Source organism: Novosphingobium sediminis (genome assembly GCF_007991615.1).
GTDB lineage: Bacteria > Pseudomonadota > Alphaproteobacteria > Sphingomonadales > Sphingomonadaceae > Novosphingobium > Novosphingobium sediminis.
Map to the genome: position 1 here is coordinate 182,628 of NZ_BJYR01000009.1, position 16,472 is coordinate 199,099.

General features: G+C 65.9%; 17 protein-coding genes. 9 read left to right on the forward strand and 8 right to left on the reverse strand.

The annotated features are described in order from the left end of the window. Positions 1-65 precede the first annotated feature (65 nt). A complete protein-coding gene (thiS, locus tag NSE01_RS07170; RefSeq protein WP_147158903.1) occupies positions 66-1,046 on the reverse strand; it encodes a sulfur carrier protein ThiS in 981 nt (326 codons plus the stop codon). A gap of 40 nt (positions 1,047-1,086) precedes the next feature. Next, a complete protein-coding gene (locus NSE01_RS07175) occupies positions 1,087-1,473 on the reverse strand; it encodes a MerC domain-containing protein (RefSeq protein ID WP_246135071.1) in 387 nt (128 codons plus the stop codon). A gap of 133 nt (positions 1,474-1,606) precedes the next feature. Here NSE01_RS07175 and NSE01_RS07180 point away from each other — a divergent pair, with 133 nt between their 5' ends. From NSE01_RS07180 to rpsI, 3 genes are all read left to right on the forward strand, one after another. After that, a complete protein-coding gene (locus NSE01_RS07180; RefSeq protein ID WP_246135072.1) occupies positions 1,607-2,677 on the forward strand; it encodes a COX15/CtaA family protein in 1,071 nt (356 codons plus the stop codon). Between the two features lie 142 nt (positions 2,678-2,819). Next, a complete protein-coding gene (gene rplM, locus NSE01_RS07185; protein ID WP_147158904.1) occupies positions 2,820-3,299 on the forward strand; it encodes a 50S ribosomal protein L13 in 480 nt (159 codons plus the stop codon). A gap of 3 nt (positions 3,300-3,302) precedes the next feature. Further along, positions 3,303-3,839 carry a 30S ribosomal protein S9 gene (rpsI, locus tag NSE01_RS07190; RefSeq protein ID WP_147158905.1) on the forward strand — a complete coding sequence of 179 codons (537 nt, stop codon included), beginning with the start codon at positions 3,303-3,305 and terminating at the stop codon, positions 3,837-3,839. Between the two features lie 131 nt (positions 3,840-3,970). On the opposite strand, the gene NSE01_RS07195 is transcribed toward rpsI, so the two are convergent. Continuing rightward, positions 3,971-4,300 carry a DUF1244 domain-containing protein gene (locus NSE01_RS07195; protein ID WP_147158906.1) on the reverse strand — a complete coding sequence of 110 codons (330 nt, stop codon included), beginning with the start codon at positions 4,298-4,300 and terminating at the stop codon, positions 3,971-3,973. A gap of 63 nt (positions 4,301-4,363) precedes the next feature. On the opposite strand from NSE01_RS07195, the gene pyk reads away from it, so the two are divergent. Beyond that, positions 4,364-5,824, forward strand: a complete 1,461-nt coding sequence (gene pyk, locus NSE01_RS07200; RefSeq protein ID WP_147158907.1) for a pyruvate kinase — start codon at positions 4,364-4,366, stop codon at positions 5,822-5,824. 18 nt (positions 5,825-5,842) lie between these two features. Here the strand turns inward: pyk and NSE01_RS07205 are convergent, their stop codons facing one another. Both NSE01_RS07205 and NSE01_RS07210 read right to left on the reverse strand, forming a co-directional pair. Beyond that, positions 5,843-6,133, reverse strand: a complete 291-nt coding sequence (locus tag NSE01_RS07205; protein WP_147158908.1) for a hypothetical protein — start codon at positions 6,131-6,133, stop codon at positions 5,843-5,845. A gap of 65 nt (positions 6,134-6,198) precedes the next feature. Next, complete coding sequence (locus NSE01_RS07210; RefSeq protein WP_147158909.1) at positions 6,199-6,879, reverse strand: YggS family pyridoxal phosphate-dependent enzyme; 681 nt, start codon at positions 6,877-6,879, stop codon at positions 6,199-6,201. 22 nt (positions 6,880-6,901) lie between these two features. Between NSE01_RS07210 and NSE01_RS07215 the strand changes: the two genes are divergently transcribed. The 3 genes from NSE01_RS07215 (at position 6,902) to NSE01_RS07225 (ending at position 10,528) form a co-directional block, all read left to right on the forward strand. Then, positions 6,902-7,435 (forward strand): thiamine phosphate synthase, encoded by a 534-nt coding sequence (locus NSE01_RS07215; protein ID WP_246135073.1) that lies wholly within the window; start codon positions 6,902-6,904, stop codon positions 7,433-7,435. A gap of 109 nt (positions 7,436-7,544) precedes the next feature. Next, a complete protein-coding gene (locus NSE01_RS07220) occupies positions 7,545-9,944 on the forward strand; it encodes an FtsK/SpoIIIE family DNA translocase (RefSeq protein ID WP_147158910.1) in 2,400 nt (799 codons plus the stop codon). Positions 9,945-10,093: 149 nt separating this feature from the next. Further along, positions 10,094-10,528 carry a hypothetical protein gene (locus NSE01_RS07225; protein ID WP_147158911.1) on the forward strand — a complete coding sequence of 145 codons (435 nt, stop codon included), beginning with the start codon at positions 10,094-10,096 and terminating at the stop codon, positions 10,526-10,528. Here the strand turns inward: NSE01_RS07225 and NSE01_RS07230 are convergent. After that, entirely contained in the window at positions 10,485-10,952 is a 468-nt protein-coding gene (locus NSE01_RS07230) for an Lrp/AsnC family transcriptional regulator (protein ID WP_147158912.1), read from the reverse strand. The two genes, NSE01_RS07225 and NSE01_RS07230, sit on opposite strands and share 44 nt — an antisense overlap. A gap of 135 nt (positions 10,953-11,087) precedes the next feature. On the opposite strand from NSE01_RS07230, the gene ald reads away from it, so the two are divergent. After that, complete coding sequence (gene ald / locus NSE01_RS07235; RefSeq protein ID WP_147158913.1) at positions 11,088-12,203, forward strand: alanine dehydrogenase; 1,116 nt, start codon at positions 11,088-11,090, stop codon at positions 12,201-12,203. Between the two features lie 65 nt (positions 12,204-12,268). Beyond that, a complete protein-coding gene (locus tag NSE01_RS07240; RefSeq protein WP_147158914.1) occupies positions 12,269-13,978 on the forward strand; it encodes a GGDEF domain-containing protein in 1,710 nt (569 codons plus the stop codon). Here NSE01_RS07240 and NSE01_RS07245 read toward each other — a convergent pair. Together NSE01_RS07245 and NSE01_RS07250 are read right to left on the reverse strand one after the other, a co-directional pair. Further along, the gene (locus NSE01_RS07245; protein WP_147158915.1) at positions 13,975-14,361 is read right to left on the reverse strand and encodes an acyl-CoA thioesterase; all 387 of its coding nucleotides are present in this window, start codon (positions 14,359-14,361) and stop codon (positions 13,975-13,977) included. The genes NSE01_RS07240 and NSE01_RS07245 overlap by 4 nt on opposite strands. Before the next feature lie 2 nt (positions 14,362-14,363). After that, positions 14,364-16,427 (reverse strand): S9 family peptidase, encoded by a 2,064-nt coding sequence (locus NSE01_RS07250; RefSeq protein WP_371863204.1) that lies wholly within the window; start codon positions 16,425-16,427, stop codon positions 14,364-14,366. Positions 16,428-16,472 lie beyond the last annotated feature (45 nt).

Here is a 16,472-nt window from a genome sequence, read left to right on the forward strand (position 1 = left end):
GCGGTGCTCCGTCAGTCCCCGGGGCGCAGGTTGATCCGATGGTGCGCCTCAGCGCAAATGAAATGTCAGATCAGCCCCGCCAGCGGGCTCGACGGATCGGCGTACTTGCGGGTGCCCATGCGCCCGGCAAGGTAGGCATCGCGCCCGGCTTCGACCGCCGCCTTCATGGCGCGGGCCATGCGGATCGGATCCTTGGCTTCGGCAATCGCGGTGTTCATCAGCACACCGTCGCAGCCGAGTTCCAGCGCGACCGCGGCATCGCTCGCCGTACCCACGCCTGCATCGACCAGCACCGGCACTTTCGCGCCTTCCACGATCAGGCGGATTGTCACGCGGTTCTGGATGCCAAGTCCGGAGCCGATCGGCGCGCCCAGCGGCATGACCGCAACGGCGCCCGCATCTTCCAGTTGCTTGGCCGCGATCGGATCATCGACGCAGTAGACCATCGGCAGGAAGCCTTCCTTGGCCAGCACTTCGGTCGCGCGGATGGTTTCGATCATGTTGGGATAGAGCGTGCGCGCCTCGCCCAGCACTTCGAGCTTGACCAGATCCCAGCCGCCCGCCTCGCGCGCCAGCCGCAGCGTGCGGATCGCGTCTTCGGCGGTGAAACAGCCGGCGGTGTTGGGGAGGTAGGTGATCTTCTTCGGGTCGATATAGTCCGTCAGCATCGGCGCCTTGGGATCGCTGACATTGACCCGGCGCACCGCCACGGTGACGATCTCTGCGCCCGAAGCTTCCACGGCCGCCGCGTTCTGCGCGAAGTCCTTGTACTTGCCGGTGCCGACGATCAGGCGCGAGCGGAAGGTGCGGCCCGCAACCGTCCAGGTGTCGTCATCCTGCCCGCCGCCAACGAAATGCACGATTTCCAGCACGTCGCCGTCCGCGATGTTCACGGCAGCGAGCGTCGAGCGCGGCACGATCTCGCCATTGCGCTCGACCGCTACCTTGGCGGGATCAAGCTCTAGGCTGCGCACGAGATCGGCAATCGAACCGGGCGCGGAGCGGCGCGGTTCGCCGTTGATGGTCAGGGAGAGTTCGGTCGACATAGCCGGGGGCTTTAGCGCCCGCTACGTGCGGCGCAAGCCGTCAGCAACCGTTCCGACGCAGGTTGACAATATGGGCAGAGGCCACAAGCACCACGCCGCAGATCGTGAGCAGCGCTTCGCCCGCGCCGTGGTCGCTGACAATCGCTGCGGCCATCAGCGCAAGGCCGGTGGTGCCGAGCGCGAGCGGCAGGCGATGACCATGGCGCAGCGCGCCTGCGCCGATGGTGAACATCCCGACGAGAAAAGCCGCAACCAGCCCGAAGCGGTGGATCGCCGGATTGAGAAGCACGCCGCCGCCCAGACCCAGCACGCCGATCAGGAACAGCCCCGCCACGCAGTGCACCATGCACAGTCCGCTGATGAGCACGCCCAGCCGGTCAAACCGGCCGCGCAGCATCTTGGCGGAGGAGTCGGGGCGTTCTTTCATGGCAGGGTCTATATGTAATAGTATCACATAACGCAATGCTCATCCGGCACTCCGGTGATTCCCTTATTCTCGTAGCTGCGCATGCCCCCATTGGCGCTTGCGTTTCAGCGCCTTGGCGAGCAGAGGCGCGGCCATGGACGCTGTAGCCATGGCCCCGGCCCGTAACCGCACCGCCAACCCTGCGCCGCTGGCGCTTGCACGCTGGCTCATGGTCGTCGCCCTGATGATCGTTGCCATCGTGGTTGTCGGAGGGATCACCCGCCTCACTGAATCGGGTGTTTCGATCACCGAATGGAAGCCCGTTTCCGGCGCGCTCCCGCCACTGACCGAGGCAGACTGGCAGGCAGAGTTCGCCAAGTACCAGCAGACGCCGCAGTATGTGCTCGTCAATGGCCCTGCTGGCATGACGCTGGCCACCTACAAGTTCATCTTCTTCTGGGAGTGGGTGCACCGCTTGCTCGCGCGCGCGATCGGTATGGCTTTCGCGCTGCCGCTTGCGTGGTTCTGGCTGCGCGGTCGGATCCCGGCGGGCTACAAACCGCGCCTCCTCGCGCTGCTGGCGCTGGGCGCGCTGCAGGGCGCGGTTGGCTGGTGGATGGTGAAGTCCGGCATCGCCCACGATATCAAGGTCAGCCATTTCCGCCTCGCCGCGCACTTGCTCGTGGCGCTGACGACGCTCGCGGGTGTCGTGTGGACGATGCTCGACCTGCGGGCGCTGTCGCGCGGCGAACCCCGCGCAAGGCTCACCGGCTTCGCCGCGCTCGCGCTTGCCATGCTGCTGGTGCAGCTGTTCTACGGCGCACTGCTCGCTGGCATGCGCGCCGGCACCGTCGCAGGGGGCGGCTGGTTCAATTGGGACGTCTGGCCGCTGATGCAGGGCGCGTTCTTCCCGGCTGGTATCGAGTGGTCGCTCGGCGCGGCGCACGCCTTCTTCTCCGATCCCTACCTCGTCCACTTCATCCACCGCTGGTGGGCCTGGGCCGTCGTCGCGGTGCTCGTCGTGATGGGGCGCAAGTTGCGCAGGGCTGGCGCGCGCCCGGTCTCTGTCGCGATCCACAGCGCCTTCGGCACGCAGATCGTGCTCGGCATCGCCACGGTAATGAGCGGCGTGACGATCTGGATCGCGGTCCTCCACCAACTCACCGGCGCCTTGTTGGTGGCCTGCACGGCGTGGGGCGCGCACCGGCTCGGCAAGCAGGTTTAGCTAAGAGGTATTATTTTACCTCTCCCAAAACCCGCAGTTTGCTTGACTCTTTGCCCTGTTTGCAACAAAGGCGCGCTTCCTCGCCATGGGGCTCGCTTCGGCGTCCTCTTGGCGTACCACAATTCCAGGATGGGTTTCAGCCATGAAGGCGCTCACGAAAGTCACCCGGTCGATCAAGCCGGCCGAGGTGGAAAAGAAGTGGCATCTCATTGATGCCGATGGCCTCGTTGTCGGCCGTCTCGCGGTGGTTATCGCGAATCACCTGCGCGGCAAGCACAAGCCGAGCTACACCCCGCACGTCGATTGCGGCGATCATGTCGTCGTCATCAACGCCGACAAGGTGAAGCTGACGGGCAACAAGCTCAAGGACAAGATCTACTACAAGCACACCGGCTATGCCGGCGGCATCAAGGAAGTCACCGCGGACAAGGTCCTCGGTGGTCGCTTCCCTGAGCGCGTGCTGGAGAAGGCCGTTGAGCGCATGATCCCGCGCGGCCCGCTCGGCCGTGCGCAGATGCGCGCGCTGCATCTCTATGCCGGTGCCGAGCATCCCCACGCGGGGACGCAGCCCGAGCCGCTCGACGTCGCGTCGATGAACCGCAAGAACAAGGTGGGTGCGTAAGCCATGTCCGACACCGATACCGTCTCCAGCCTCGCGGATCTCAAGGATCTGACCTCGGCTGCCGCCGCCGCTGCTCCTGCCGCCTCGGCTCCCGAAGCGCCCCGCGCTCCCTCGGCTCCCGCCGCGCCGCTGCGCGAGCGTGAAGTCGATGCGCAGGGCCGTTCCTACGCCACCGGCCGCCGCAAGGACGCCGTTGCCCGCGTGTGGATCAAGCCCGGCTCGGGCAAGATCACCGTCAACGGCCGCGATCAGGAAGTGTACTTCGCACGTCCGACGCTGCGTCTCGTCATCAACCAGCCGTTCGAAGTGGCTGATCGGTCGGGTCAGTACGACGTGATCGCCACCGTCAAGGGCGGCGGTCTCTCGGGCCAGGCCGGTGCGGTCAAGCACGGCATCTCGCAGGCGCTCTCGAAGTTCGAGCCCGCGCTGCGCAGCGCCGTCAAGGCCGCCGGGTTCCTCACCCGCGACCCGCGCGTCGTCGAACGCAAGAAGTACGGCAAGGCCAAGGCCCGCAAGAGCTTCCAGTTCTCGAAGCGCTAAACGCGCTTCGGCTGGCAGTTCTCGAAGCCCTAAGGGTTTCGGGAAACCGGAAACAGAAAAGGGCGCCGGGCTATCCCGGCGCCCTTTTTCTATGCGCGCAGTTCAATGGCAGGGCGATCAGTGCCGGACAATCAGTGGCCGGGGGCGTTGCGCTTCATGCTCTCGGCCATGCGGGCAAGTTGCTCGGGCGTCGCTTCGGTCTGATAGCGCGCCTTCCACTCATCGGCGGGCAGGCCGTGGATCACTTCGCGGGCCGCGGCCTTGTCGAGCCCGGCCCCGGCATCGTTGATCCAGTCGGCCAGACAGTTGCGGCAAAAGCCGGCCAGGCCCATGAGTTCGATGTTCTGCGCGTCGTGCCGGTGGCGCAAATGCCTGACAAGGCGGCGGAACGCGGCGGCGGCTACGTCGTCGGGAACGGTGTCGAGGGCATCGGGCGATGAAATTTCTGCATTCGTATCCATTGGGTTCGTCCTTGGGTTTTCAAGGTAGGTAGGCCATAGGGCGGGCGCATTCAATTCGAGGTGATGGACGTGGCAAAACTGGATCCCCGTGGCCGCAAGGTAAAGATCCTTGCCACCGTCGGACCTGCCAGCCGTTCGCCGGAAATGCTCGAGAAGCTGTTCCGCGCCGGGGCTGACGCCTTCCGCGTCAACATGAGCCACGGCGAACATGCGGTCCATGCCGAAACTATCGCCGCGATTCGCGCGCTGGAGCGCAAGGTCAACCGGCCGATCACGATCCTGTGCGATCTGCAGGGGCCCAAGCTGCGCGTCGGCAAGTTCAAGGAAGGCCGTGCGGTCATCCGCCATTCGGGCCACTTCACGCTCGATCGCAATCCCGAACCGGGTGACGAAAACCGCGTCCAGTTGCCGCATCCAGAACTGTTCGGCATCCTGCGGCCCGGTCAGCGTCTGCTGATCGACGACGGCAAGCTGCGCCTGCGCGTGATCCGCGCTGACGACAACGAAATCCTCTGCTCGGCCGAAGTCGGCGGGGTGATTTCCGATCGCAAGGGCGTAAACGTGCCCGACGCGGTGATCCCGGTGCCGGCGATGACCGACAAGGATCGCCGCGACCTCGCCTTCGCCGTCAGCCAGAATGCCGACTGGATCGCACTGTCGTTCGTTCAGCGCCCCGAAGACGTCGCCGAAGCCCGCCGCCTGATGGGTGGTCACGGCTCGCTCATGGCCAAGATCGAGAAGCCGGCGGCTATTTCGCGGCTCGACGAGATTCTCGAAATTGCTGACGGCCTGATGGTCGCGCGCGGCGATCTCGGTGTCGAACTCAATCCCGAGCAGGTCCCCCCGCTGCAGAAGCGCATCGTCGAAAAGGCGCGGCGCGAGGGCAAGCCAGTCGTGGTCGCGACACAGATGCTCGAATCGATGATCGAGAGCCCGACGCCGACCCGCGCCGAAGTTTCTGACGTCGCCAATGCTGTTTACGACGGCGCCGATGCCGTGATGCTGTCCGCCGAAACCGCCGCCGGCGCCTGGCCCGAGGAAGCGGTGACGATCATGGACCGCATCGCCAGCGAGGTCGAGAAAGACCCCGGCTATGCCGCGCGCGTCCACTTCATCGAGACGCGCCCCGATCCCACTACGGCCGACGCGCTGGCCGAGGCCTGCGCCAGCATCGCCAAGGCAATTCCGATCGCCGGGATCATCATCTTCACCGGCTCGGGCTCAACCGCCCGCCGCGTCGCGCGCGAACGGCCCGGTGTGCCGATGCTCGTCCTCACGCCCTCCACGCAGACCGCGCGCAAGCTCGGCCTGCTGTGGGGCGCGCATGCCGTGATCACCAAGGATATCGGCAGCTTCGAGGAGATGATCGCCAAGGGCAAGCGCATGGCGCTGCGCCACGCGTTCGGCACCGCTGGCTCGCGCCTCATCACGCTGGCGGGCGTGCCGTTCGGTACGCCGGGTTCGACCAACCTGCTGCACATGGTGACGCTGTCCGGCGACGAACTCGCCAAGCATCAGGGCTGATACGGAAGGCTTGAGGATTCAGCGCAGGCTGGTCGTCATCGCGAGCACGCCAACCGCGACGATGAGCGTGCCGAGGCCGATCATGAAGCTCTTGTCCGCCACCGCTTCGAATCCCTCGGCCCGCGCATCGTTGCGCAGCGCGAGATAGGAAAAGAAGCAACTGATCGAAAAGCTGGCGGCGGAAAGCCATGCAATCTCGTCCGCCATCGTCTTGCCGCCGCTGTCTGAAATCCTGAGACCGGCAATCAGCAGGAGCGAGATGCCAAGCAGGTTGCTGGCGGCGTTGAGGATGTGATGGGTGCGGCTCATGGTGCCGCTTCAAAGGCCGCACGGGCTTAAGCCGTGCTGAACAATTGCCTGTAGCGGGCCTACGTTCAGCTCCGCGCGCCGAATAGCGCAGAGCCGACGCGCACATGCGTCGCGCCCAGCATGACCGCGGTCTCGAAGTCGTCGCTCATACCCATGGACCGCGCGGCGAGGCCATTGTCGTCGGCCAGCTTGGCGAGGAGAGCAAAAAACGGCGCTGCCTCGATCTCCGCAGGCGGTACACACATCAGGCCAATCACCGGCAGCTCCGCCGTTCGCGCTTCGCCGAGCAGCGCGTGCAGGTCTGCCACCGCGCAGCCGCCCTTCTGGGCCTCGTCGCCGATGTTGACCTGCACGAACAGCGGCACACGCCGCCCCGCCTTGTCCATCGCGCGGGCAAGGGCCGTCAGCAGCGAGGGCCGATCGAGCGAATGGATGCAATCGAAGCGCCGCACCGCGTCCTCCGCCTTGTTCGACTGGAGCTGGCCGACGAGATGCAACCGGATATCCGGCCATGCCTCCTGCAGCGCCGGCCACTTGGCATCCGCTTCCTGCACGCGGTTCTCGCCAAACACGCGCTGGCCTTCTTGGATCAGCGGCAGGATCGCTTCCGCCGGCTGCGTCTTGGAAACCGCGACCAGTGTCACGTCCGCTGCCTTGCGGCGGGCGATGGCAGCAGAGCGGGCGATGCGCTCGCGCACGGCGCCGAGCGGAGTCAGGGTGGCCAAAGCGGCCTCTGGATCGGTCATGGGGCGGTGCTATAGGCTCGATATGCGCCAGTGTCATCCAGCGTGTCGTCCCGTCCCTCGGACCCTTCTCCTGACCGACGCGCGCAACGATCACCGCCTCGAATCGACGCTTTCCCGCCTGCCGCGCGGGAGCGCGCTGGTGTTCCGGCACTATCACCTGCCGCCCGCTGCCAGACGCGCGCGGTTCGAGGTGCTGCGCCGCCTTTGCAGGAAGCGCGGGGTGCAGATCATCACGGCAGGCGATGCGCCGGGTTGGCCGGCCGATGGCCACTATGGCGCGCCTCGCAGCCTTGGCCGGGCACAAGGCCTGCGTTTCGCCACCGCCCATTCACTGGCCGAGATCGGGGCGGCGGTGCGTGCGCGTGCCTCGGCGATCCTGCTCTCACCAGTCTTTCCCACCCGGTCGCACCCCGGCGCGCGGATACTGGGGCCTGTCCGGTTCCTCCTGCTGGCCCGCCGCTCGCCGGTCCCGGTCATTGCGCTTGGCGGCATGACGAAGCGCCGCGCCGCGCGGCTGCCGGTCTGGGGCTGGGCGGCCATCGACGGCCTCGCCTAGAACCCGCAGAAACCCGCGACTCGCCGGATTCCTTGGGTTTCGTGCCCTATGGATTCTTGACGCAACGCCCCCATCGGGCGCATGAAGGGCGCAAGAAGGGACAGGTTTCATGGCATCTCGCGCACTCGTTTCGCCCGGAGGGGGGCGTGCCGCAAAGAGCGCAGACTGGCGCGCGATCCTGAAACGCAGCTTCCGCCGCAGCGCGGAGCTGATCGGCGCGGCGCTGCTATTTGCCGCGATGATCGCCCTCGCCCTCGCGCTTGCGACTTATACCCAGACCGATCCTTCGGGCAGCACCGCTTCGGGCAGCCCGGTCGAAAACTGGATGGGCTTGCCCGGTGCGTGGGCGGCTGAACGCGTTCTGCTGTTCTTCGGCATGCCGGGCGTGCTGCTGCTTCCGCTGCTGTATGTTTTCGCGCGGCGCCTGTGGGATGCCGCCGGCGATCTGATCGATATCGACGAAGAGGACGAGGCGCTCCAGCCGCTCCCCGCGTGGTGGCGTCTGGCAGTCATGCTCGCATTCGCCATGGCGCTGGTGGGCACCGCCTTCGCGCTCATGCTGACCGGCCCGGGCGGCACGCTTCCGGCGGGCGCAGGCGGGCTCGGCGGTTTGCTTGGCGCTGCGCTCGTGCGCGGTCTGGCGCATCTGGTGCCTGCCGCAGAACTGTGGATCGTGCGCGGCGCTGCTTTCGTGACCATCGTTGCGGGGCTCTTCGTTACCACGAAGGTCTTTGCGTTCGATTGGCACCGCATGCCGCGCATGCCGGCCTTCCTGCGCCGCGGCGAGCGTCCGGTGGCCGAAGCGGCGGCCGGTGTTGCCGCGCTGCTCCCCAAGCGCCAGCCCAAGCCCCGTCCCGAAGCCGGCGAGGATGCCGCAGTCGCCGCCGCCGATGCTCCGAGCCGGCCCCGCCGGCCGACCGAGATCACCGACCCCTCGCGCCCGCCCACGATCGCTCAGGCTCCCGGCAAGGCGCGGCAGGGCGATCTGTTCGATCAGTTCGAGCTGCCGGGGCTGGATATTCTCGAGCCGATCCCCGCCGCCTCGGGTCCGAAGATCGACAAGCTCGCGCTCGAACGCAACGCGCGCCTGCTTGAGAACGTGCTCGACGATTTCAATGTGAAGGGCGAGATCACTGCGGTCCGCACTGGCCCGGTCGTGACGATGTACGAGCTGGAGCCCGCGCCCGGTATCAAGGCCAGCCGCGTGATCGGCCTTGCCGACGATATCGCCCGCAACATGAGCGCGATTTCCGCGCGTGTCTCCTCGATCCCGGGCCGCACCGTCATGGGCATCGAACTGCCCAACGCGGTGCGCGACATGGTCTCGTTCCGCGAGCTCGTCTCCTGCAGCAAGTTCGCCGATTCCAAGGCCATGTTGCCGATCATCCTCGGCAAGGACATCGCGGGCGAGCCAATCGTGGCAGACCTCGCTACGATGCCGCACCTGCTGGTCGCGGGCACCACCGGCTCGGGTAAGTCGGTCGGATTGAACTGCATCCTGCTCTCGCTGCTCTACCGGCTGACGCCGCAGCAGTGCCGCCTGATCCTCGTCGATCCCAAGGTGCTTGAGCTCAAGTCCTACGACGATATTCCGCACCTCCTCTCGCCGGTGGTGACGGAGCCCGCCAAGGCGGTCCGCGCCTTGAAGTGGGCAGTCGAGGAAATGGAGCGCCGCTACCGCATGATGTCCTCTGTCGGCGTGCGTAACATCTCGGGCTTCAACGAGAAGGTCCGCGCTGCCGCCAGCAAGGGCAAGCCGCTCGGCCGCCGCATTCAGGTCGGCTTCGATCCCGATACCGGCGAGGAACTGTTCGAGGAGCAGCAGCTCGATTATCAGGTGTTGCCGCAGATCGTCGTCATCGTCGACGAACTGGCCGACCTCATGGTCACCGTCGGCAAGGAAATCGAAGTCCTCATCCAGCGCCTCTCGCAGAAGAGCCGCGCGGCAGGCATCCACCTCATCATGGCGACGCAGCGCCCCTCGGTCGATGTCATCACCGGCGTCATCAAGGCCAACCTGCCCACCCGTATCTCCTTTGCCGTTACCAGCCGTATCGACAGCCGCACGATCCTTGGCGAGCAGGGCGCCGAACAGCTGCTCGGCAAGGGCGACATGCTCTACAAGCCCAGCACTGGCGCCATCGCCCGCGTCCACGGCCCCTTCGTGAGCGACGAGGAAGTCGAGCGCGTTGCCGATCACTGGCGCGGGCAGGGCAGCCCGGACTACGTCGATTCGGTCACTGAAGAGCCCGAGGATGGCGGTTTCGGCTTCGACGATCTGGATGCAACCGCCTCCGACAATCCGGAAGAGCGCAAGTATCGGCAGGTCTGCCAGCTCGTGTTCGAAAGCCAGAAGGCCTCGGCCAGCTGGGTCCAACGCCAGATGGGCGTGGGCTACAACACCGCGTCCAAGTGGATCGAGCGCATGGAAGCGGATGGCTTCGTCGGCCCCGCCAACCACGTCGGCCGACGGGATATTTACCGCGACAAGGATGGTAATCCGCTGTGATGCGGGGGCTTAGGCCCTACCTCGCTTAACAATCTTCGTCCGCCGCCGTTCTGTCTGGATGACCGGCGGTGCGCCTTGCCTATGCGTGTTGCCACTGGTTTCCCGGCCCCCACCCGGGATAGCGTCCACTGCGCAGGAAAGGTCATGGCGTGCCCTATGTAGCCCTGTCTCAGTGCTGGTTCACGCGGGCGCATCAGCCTACGACATGGCGCGCGCACGAGGATGACGGCGGGATCTACAGCATCTGCCGCCACTGCGGGCGCCGCATCGTGACATGGGGCCGGCACCGCTGGTCAATCGCAGACGGGCTCGATGTGTCGCATCTGGCCGAAACGGTTTCCGGGCGCTTCCTGACCGTTCTGGACAGTGCCGACGAGTTCGTCGTGCGGCGCTTCACTGTCGATCACCTGCCGGATGAGCACGCCGTCGAAGCCTTCAAGCAGACCTTGCGCGAGCGCTATCGCATGGATGAGCCGGGCAGCGACCTCACCTTGCTCGACAGCGCGGACAAGAAGTCGCAGCGCCCGCGCAAGGCTCCGACTATGGCCGCCCGCGCGGCACCGGGTAGCCCGCGAACCGCTTGATCCGGCGAAGCGAAAAGCTCGATCGCATCGACGAAACGCCGGGCAGCCGCGCAAGGCAATCGCGGTGGATGTGGTCATACTGGTCGAGGTCTGCCGCCGCCACGCGCAGCAGGTAATCCGCACCGCCCGACATCAGGTGGCATTCGAGGATATCGTCGAAATCGCCCACCGCCCGCTCGAAGCGGTCCATCGCTTCGCGGCTCTGGCTGGTCAGCGTGATCTCGACGAAGACTTCCACCGCGAGCCCGATCCGGCGCGGGTCGATCCGCGCTGCATAACCGCTGATAACCCCCGCTTCCTCCAGCGCGCGAATGCGGCGGTGACAGGCTGATGGCGAGAGCGCCACGGCTTCGGCCAGCACCGCAATCGGCCGCGCCGAGTCGTGCTGCAGTGCATCAATCAACGCGACATCGATGCGATCCATGCAAGAATTTCCCGTCTATAAACAGTACAGCAGGAAATATCACCAAAACAGGCCGTGCGATACGGCCAATCAGGTGAAACAGTGCGCGTGCCTGCGTGTATCCTCCCATCAACGGAGAGCGAAAAGGATCCTGTCATGCGTGTCGGTACCGTCCGGGAAATCAAGAACCACGAATACCGCGTCGGGCTGACCCCCGAGAGCGTGCGCGAGCTTGCCGCGCATGGTCATGATGTCTGGGTCGAAACCGGCGCCGGGCTCGGTATCGGTGCGGCAGACCGCGACTACGAAGCCGCTGGCGCCACGATCAAGCCCGATGCCGCGACGATCTTCGCCGCCTGCGAAATGGTCGTGAAGGTCAAGGAACCGCAGGCCGTCGAGCGCGCGATGCTGCGCGAAGGCCAGATCCTGTTCACCTATCTCCACCTCGCGCCCGATCCGGAGCAGACCGCCGACCTCGTGAAGTCCGGCGTCACTGCCATTGCTTATGAGACCGTGACCGGCCCCGGCAATCAGCTCCCGCTCTTGAAGCCGATGAGCCAGGTCGCTGGCCGCATGTCGATCCAGGCTGGCGCCACCGCGCTTGAAAAGGCCCACGGCGGGCGCGGCGTGCTGCTCGGCGGCGTGCCGGGTGTGCTCCCGGCCAAGGTTGCGGTCATCGGCGGCGGCGTCGTTGGTTTCAATGCGGCGCAGATGGCTGCGGGTCTTGGCGCCGACGTCACCATTCTCGACCGCGATCCCGAAGTGCTCGAACGGCTCGGCACGCACTTCGAAAGCCGCGCCAAGACGCGCTTTTCAAACCGCGCCAATCTGGCCGATTGCGTCGCCGAAGCTGACCTCGTCATCGGTGCGGTGCTGATCCCCGGTGCTGCCGCGCCCAAGCTTGTCACGCGCGACATGCTCGCCACGATGAAGCCCGGCGCGGTGCTCGTCGATGTCGCCATCGACCAGGGCGGCTGCTTCGAAACCAGCCGCGCGACGACCCATGCCGATCCGACCTTCGTGGTCGACGGCATCGTACACTACTGCGTGGCCAACATGCCCGGCGGCGTCGCACGCACCAGCACCTATGCGCTCAACAACGTGACGCTGCCGCATACGCTCAGAATCGCCGACCTAGGCTGGAAGGCCGCGCTTGCTGCGAACCCCTATCTTGCCGCCGGGCTCAATGTGCACGCCGGCGCAGTGACCTACGAAGCCGTGGCGCGCGAACTTGGGTATCCCTACCGGCCCGTGAGCGAACTTCTTGCCTGATCTCGCTTCCTGAAACAGGCGCGGAGTTAACTACCCTATAAGTTCATTTGGCTAGAACGGGCCCTATGGACTGGATCTGGCGCAGAATTGTGCTGTTCGGGCTGGTGGCGACGCTATCCGGCCTGTTCGGCATGCCCGCCGCCGCCGCGCCGATTGTCGCCAGCCAGACCTGCCATGCATCGGCTGACGCTACGGAAACCTACGCGGACCTGCGCCGCGCGCCGGACCGGTGGGTCTGCACCGATTCTGAATATGATATCGGCCCTGAAAGCCTGTTCCTCCGCTACCGGTTGACCGATCCCGTCAAACCCCGCGCGCAGAGCCTTGTCACCCATGCCTCGCCGTTTCGCGCGATCACCATCTGGGTGGTCGACGAAGGCGGCGCCGTGCGCACCGGGCGCTACCTGTCGACCTCGGTCCAGCACCTCATCGATGGGCCGATGATGGTCCTGCCCCTGCCGCAGACGCCGGCGCGTCCGCGCCTCGTCACCATGCGGATCGATGGGCCATGGAACAAGACCATCGCCAGCGAAGCCCGGCTCGACAGCGCACCCGAGGGGACGGGCTGGGACATGGGCGTGGTCGTCGCGATGGCGGCGATCTGCGGCATGCTGGTGGTGCCGCTCCTCCTCAACTTCGGCTTCTACATCGTGCTGCGCCGACCTTTCGTGTTGTGGCACGTAGTGATGGTCGGGCTGATGCTCGTCGAATCGGTGATCGGGACCGGCTTCATCCACATCGCGACCGATCTGGACGCGGCGACCGAGATTTCCATCAACAGCCTGTGTTTCGGCGCTGTCGCCGGGGCTGGGCTGATGTTCCTCGTCACCTTTCTCGAACCCGACGCGCTGTCGCCATGGCTGCGCCGCTTGCTGATCGCCAGCGCCCCCGTGGTCATGTGCGGGGGCCTATTCACCGCGCTGCAGATCGAAGCGCTGCGCCCCCACAGCGCGCTCGGCGTCTATTCCGGCATCTCGCTTGCGATCGTGCTCATCTTCATCGGCATCACCGATGCCTGGCGGCGCGGCAGCAAGCTCGTCTCGTTCCTCATGGTCGGCTGGAGCCCGACGCTGCTGGTCGGGGTCTACCGCATTGGCAGCTACATTCTGCCCCATGCTCGGCCGACCGAATCCGTCGTCATCTTCCAGCTCGCGCTCGCGGCCGAAGTGCTCGCCAATTCGCTCGGCATCGTGATCCGCTTCCTCGAACTGCGGCGTGAACGTGATTTTGCCCATGCCCGCGCGATCGAGCTCGAGGGCGTGGCCGGGCGCGATGCGCTAACCGGTCTGTGGAACCGCCATTCGATCGAGCGGCGCTTCAACGATCTGTTCCAACTTGGCTACCGCACCATGGCGGTGATCGATCTCGATCACTTCAAGCGGATCAATGATCGGCACGGCCATGCCGTCGGCGATTCGGTGCTCAAGGTCGTCGCGAGCGTGTTGGGCGAGGACGACGATGCCTGCGCCATCCGCATGGGCGGCGAGGAATTCCTGCTCCTGTTGCGCGGATCCGGTGCCGCAGAGCGCGCCGAGCGCTGCCGCCGTGCGCTCAGCACCCGGATTGCGACCGCGGTGCCTGGCCTCGGCCATGTCGTCACGGCCAGCATGGGGGTGGTGGAGCACGACTTGTCCGGCAACCTCGATGTCGAATTCGCGGTGCTCTACAGCCATTGCGACCGCCTGCTTTATGAAGCCAAGCGCCTTGGCCGCAATCGCACCATGCGCGAACGGCTGACGGGCTTCACGCCCGATCAGCAGGTCCGCACGGCCTAGCCGGTAAACAGCGCCGCCATCTCCGCCGGCACGCGCTGGATGCGCATGGTGGCCTTGTCGATCAGCACCCACTGCGTCCGCGCGCTGACGATGACTTTGCCCGCGCTGTTCCGGAAATCGACCCGCCGGTCGAACCGCGCGCCGCGCGGAGCATCGGGCACGAAGGTCTCCGCCGTTACGCTTTCGCCGAGCGCGATATTGCCGCGATAGTCGATCTCGTGCCGCGTCACGACCCAGACATAGGCGTCCTGCCACGCCGCCGGGGCGAGCGCTTCCCAGTGCGAGGTGGCAACCGCTTCCATCCACTGCACCCACACCGCGTTGTTGACGTGGCCCAGCACGTCGATGTGCTCCGGCCCGGCGGTGAAGGTCTTGCTATGCATGGTCAGGCTGAAACCTGCAGCTGCGCAAGGATGAAGGCAAACTCCTCGGCCGTCTCGCGCAAGCCCTCGAACCGGCCCGACTTGCCGCCATGCCCCGCGCCCATGTTGGTCTTGAGCAGCAGTTCGTTGCTGTCGGTTTTCAGCTCGCGCAGCTTGGCAACCCACTTCGCAGGCTCCCAGTACGTCACGCGCGGATCGTTGAGGCCTGCCGTCACCAGCATCGGCGGATAGGCCTGAGCACGCACCTGATCGTAGGGCGAGTAAGAGCGGATCAGCTCGAACGCTGCCTTGTCCTCGATGGGATTGCCCCATTCGGGCCATTCGCCCGGCGTCAGCGGCAGTTCCTCGTCCAGCATGGTGCTCAGCACATCGACAAACGGGACATGCGCCGCCACCGCGCCCCACAGCTCGGGATCGGAATTGATCACCGCGCCCATCAGCTCACCGCCTGCCGAGCCGCCCGCAATCGCGATCTTGCCTGCCTCGGTGAAGCCTTCTGCAATCAACCCCTTCGCCACATCGACGAAGTCGTTGAACGTGTTGGTCCGCTGTTCCAGCTTGCCCGCCTTGTACCAGCGACGCCCCAGATCATCGCCGCCCCGGATATGCGCGATGGCATAGGCGAAGCCGCGATCGATCAGGCTCAGCCGCGTGGTCGAAAAGCCCGGCCCGATGGCGATGCCATAAGCGCCGTAGCCATAGAGATAGAGCGGGCCGCCCGCTTCGCGCCCCTTGCGCCACACCACCGAGACCGGCACCGCCGTGCCATCGCGCGCGGCAATCTCCAGCCGCGCCGTCTCATAAAGCGAGGCGTCGTATCCGCTCGGGATTTCCTGCGTTTTCAGCAGTTCCAGCCGCCCGTCGGCGACGTGGTAATCGTAGACCGATGCAGGGCTGGTCATCGATTCGTAGCTGACCCGCAGCTTGTCCATCGCCCATTCTGGATTGTCGCCGAGCGAGGCTTCGTAGCTCGCCTCCGGAAACGCGATGGGCACGATCCGCGCCGGATCGTCGTAATACCGCACCTCGATTCGGTCGAGCCCGCGCACCCGGCCCTCGACGACGTAGAAGTCGCGGAACAGGTCGAATCCGGTCAGGTAGAAGTCGTCCGTCCCCTCGATCAGCGTGGTCCACTCGCCGGGATTGGCCAGCGGCGCGGTGGCGAGGCGGAAGTTCTCATGCGTGTCGTTGGTGTGGATGAACAGCGTGTCCCCCCGCACATCGACATCGTACTCAACCCCGACAGCCCGTGCCCGCACCAGCAGCGGCTCGGCCAGAGGATCGGCCGCAGGCACCAGCCGCACTTCGCTCGTCTCATGGTCGCCGGTCGAGATGACCAGCCACTCGTCGTTTGCCGAAAGCCCGGCGGAAACGCGGAAGCCCTCGTCATCCTCGTGGTAGAGCTCGACATCGCTTTCCACCGGCGTTCCCAGCCAGTGCAGCCGCGCATTGTCCGTCCGCCACTGCGCATTGGCGAGGCTGTAGACCAGCGCCCTGTCGTCCGCCGCCCAGACGAGCGCGGAAAGCGTCCCCGGGATCACGTCGGGCAATTCCTCGCCCGTCGCGATCACCTTGATTCGCGCCGTGAAGCGCTCCGATCCGTTGTCATCGACCGCCCACGCCAGCAGCCGCCCGTCGCTCGAGACCGAAAGCGCGCCAAGACGGAAGTATTCCTTGCCCTCGGCCAGCGCCACTTCGTTGAGGATCAGCTCGTCCGGCCCTCCGGAAACGGGCCTGCGCCACCACTTCTTGTACTCTGCGCCTTCCTCGTATTCGATCCAGTAGAGCCAGTCGCCGTCCTTCTGCGGCACCGACTTGTCGGCTTCCTTGATCCGCCCGCGCATCTCGGTGAGCAGCGTTTCTACCGTGGGCTGAAGCGGCGCCATCCGCGCCTCGAACCACGCGTTCTCGGCATCCAGATGCGCCAGCACCTCGGCATCCTTGACCTCGGGATAACCCAGATCGCGCAGCCAGTTGTAGGGATCCTCGATCGTCACGCCGTGGTGGGTGAACGTGTGGGGCTTCTTGGCGGCGACCGGGGGCGCTGCAGGGGTGGTTTCCGTCATCCCTCGCATCTATGGTGCGCGGCATGGTCCCGCAAGGCGGGCGAC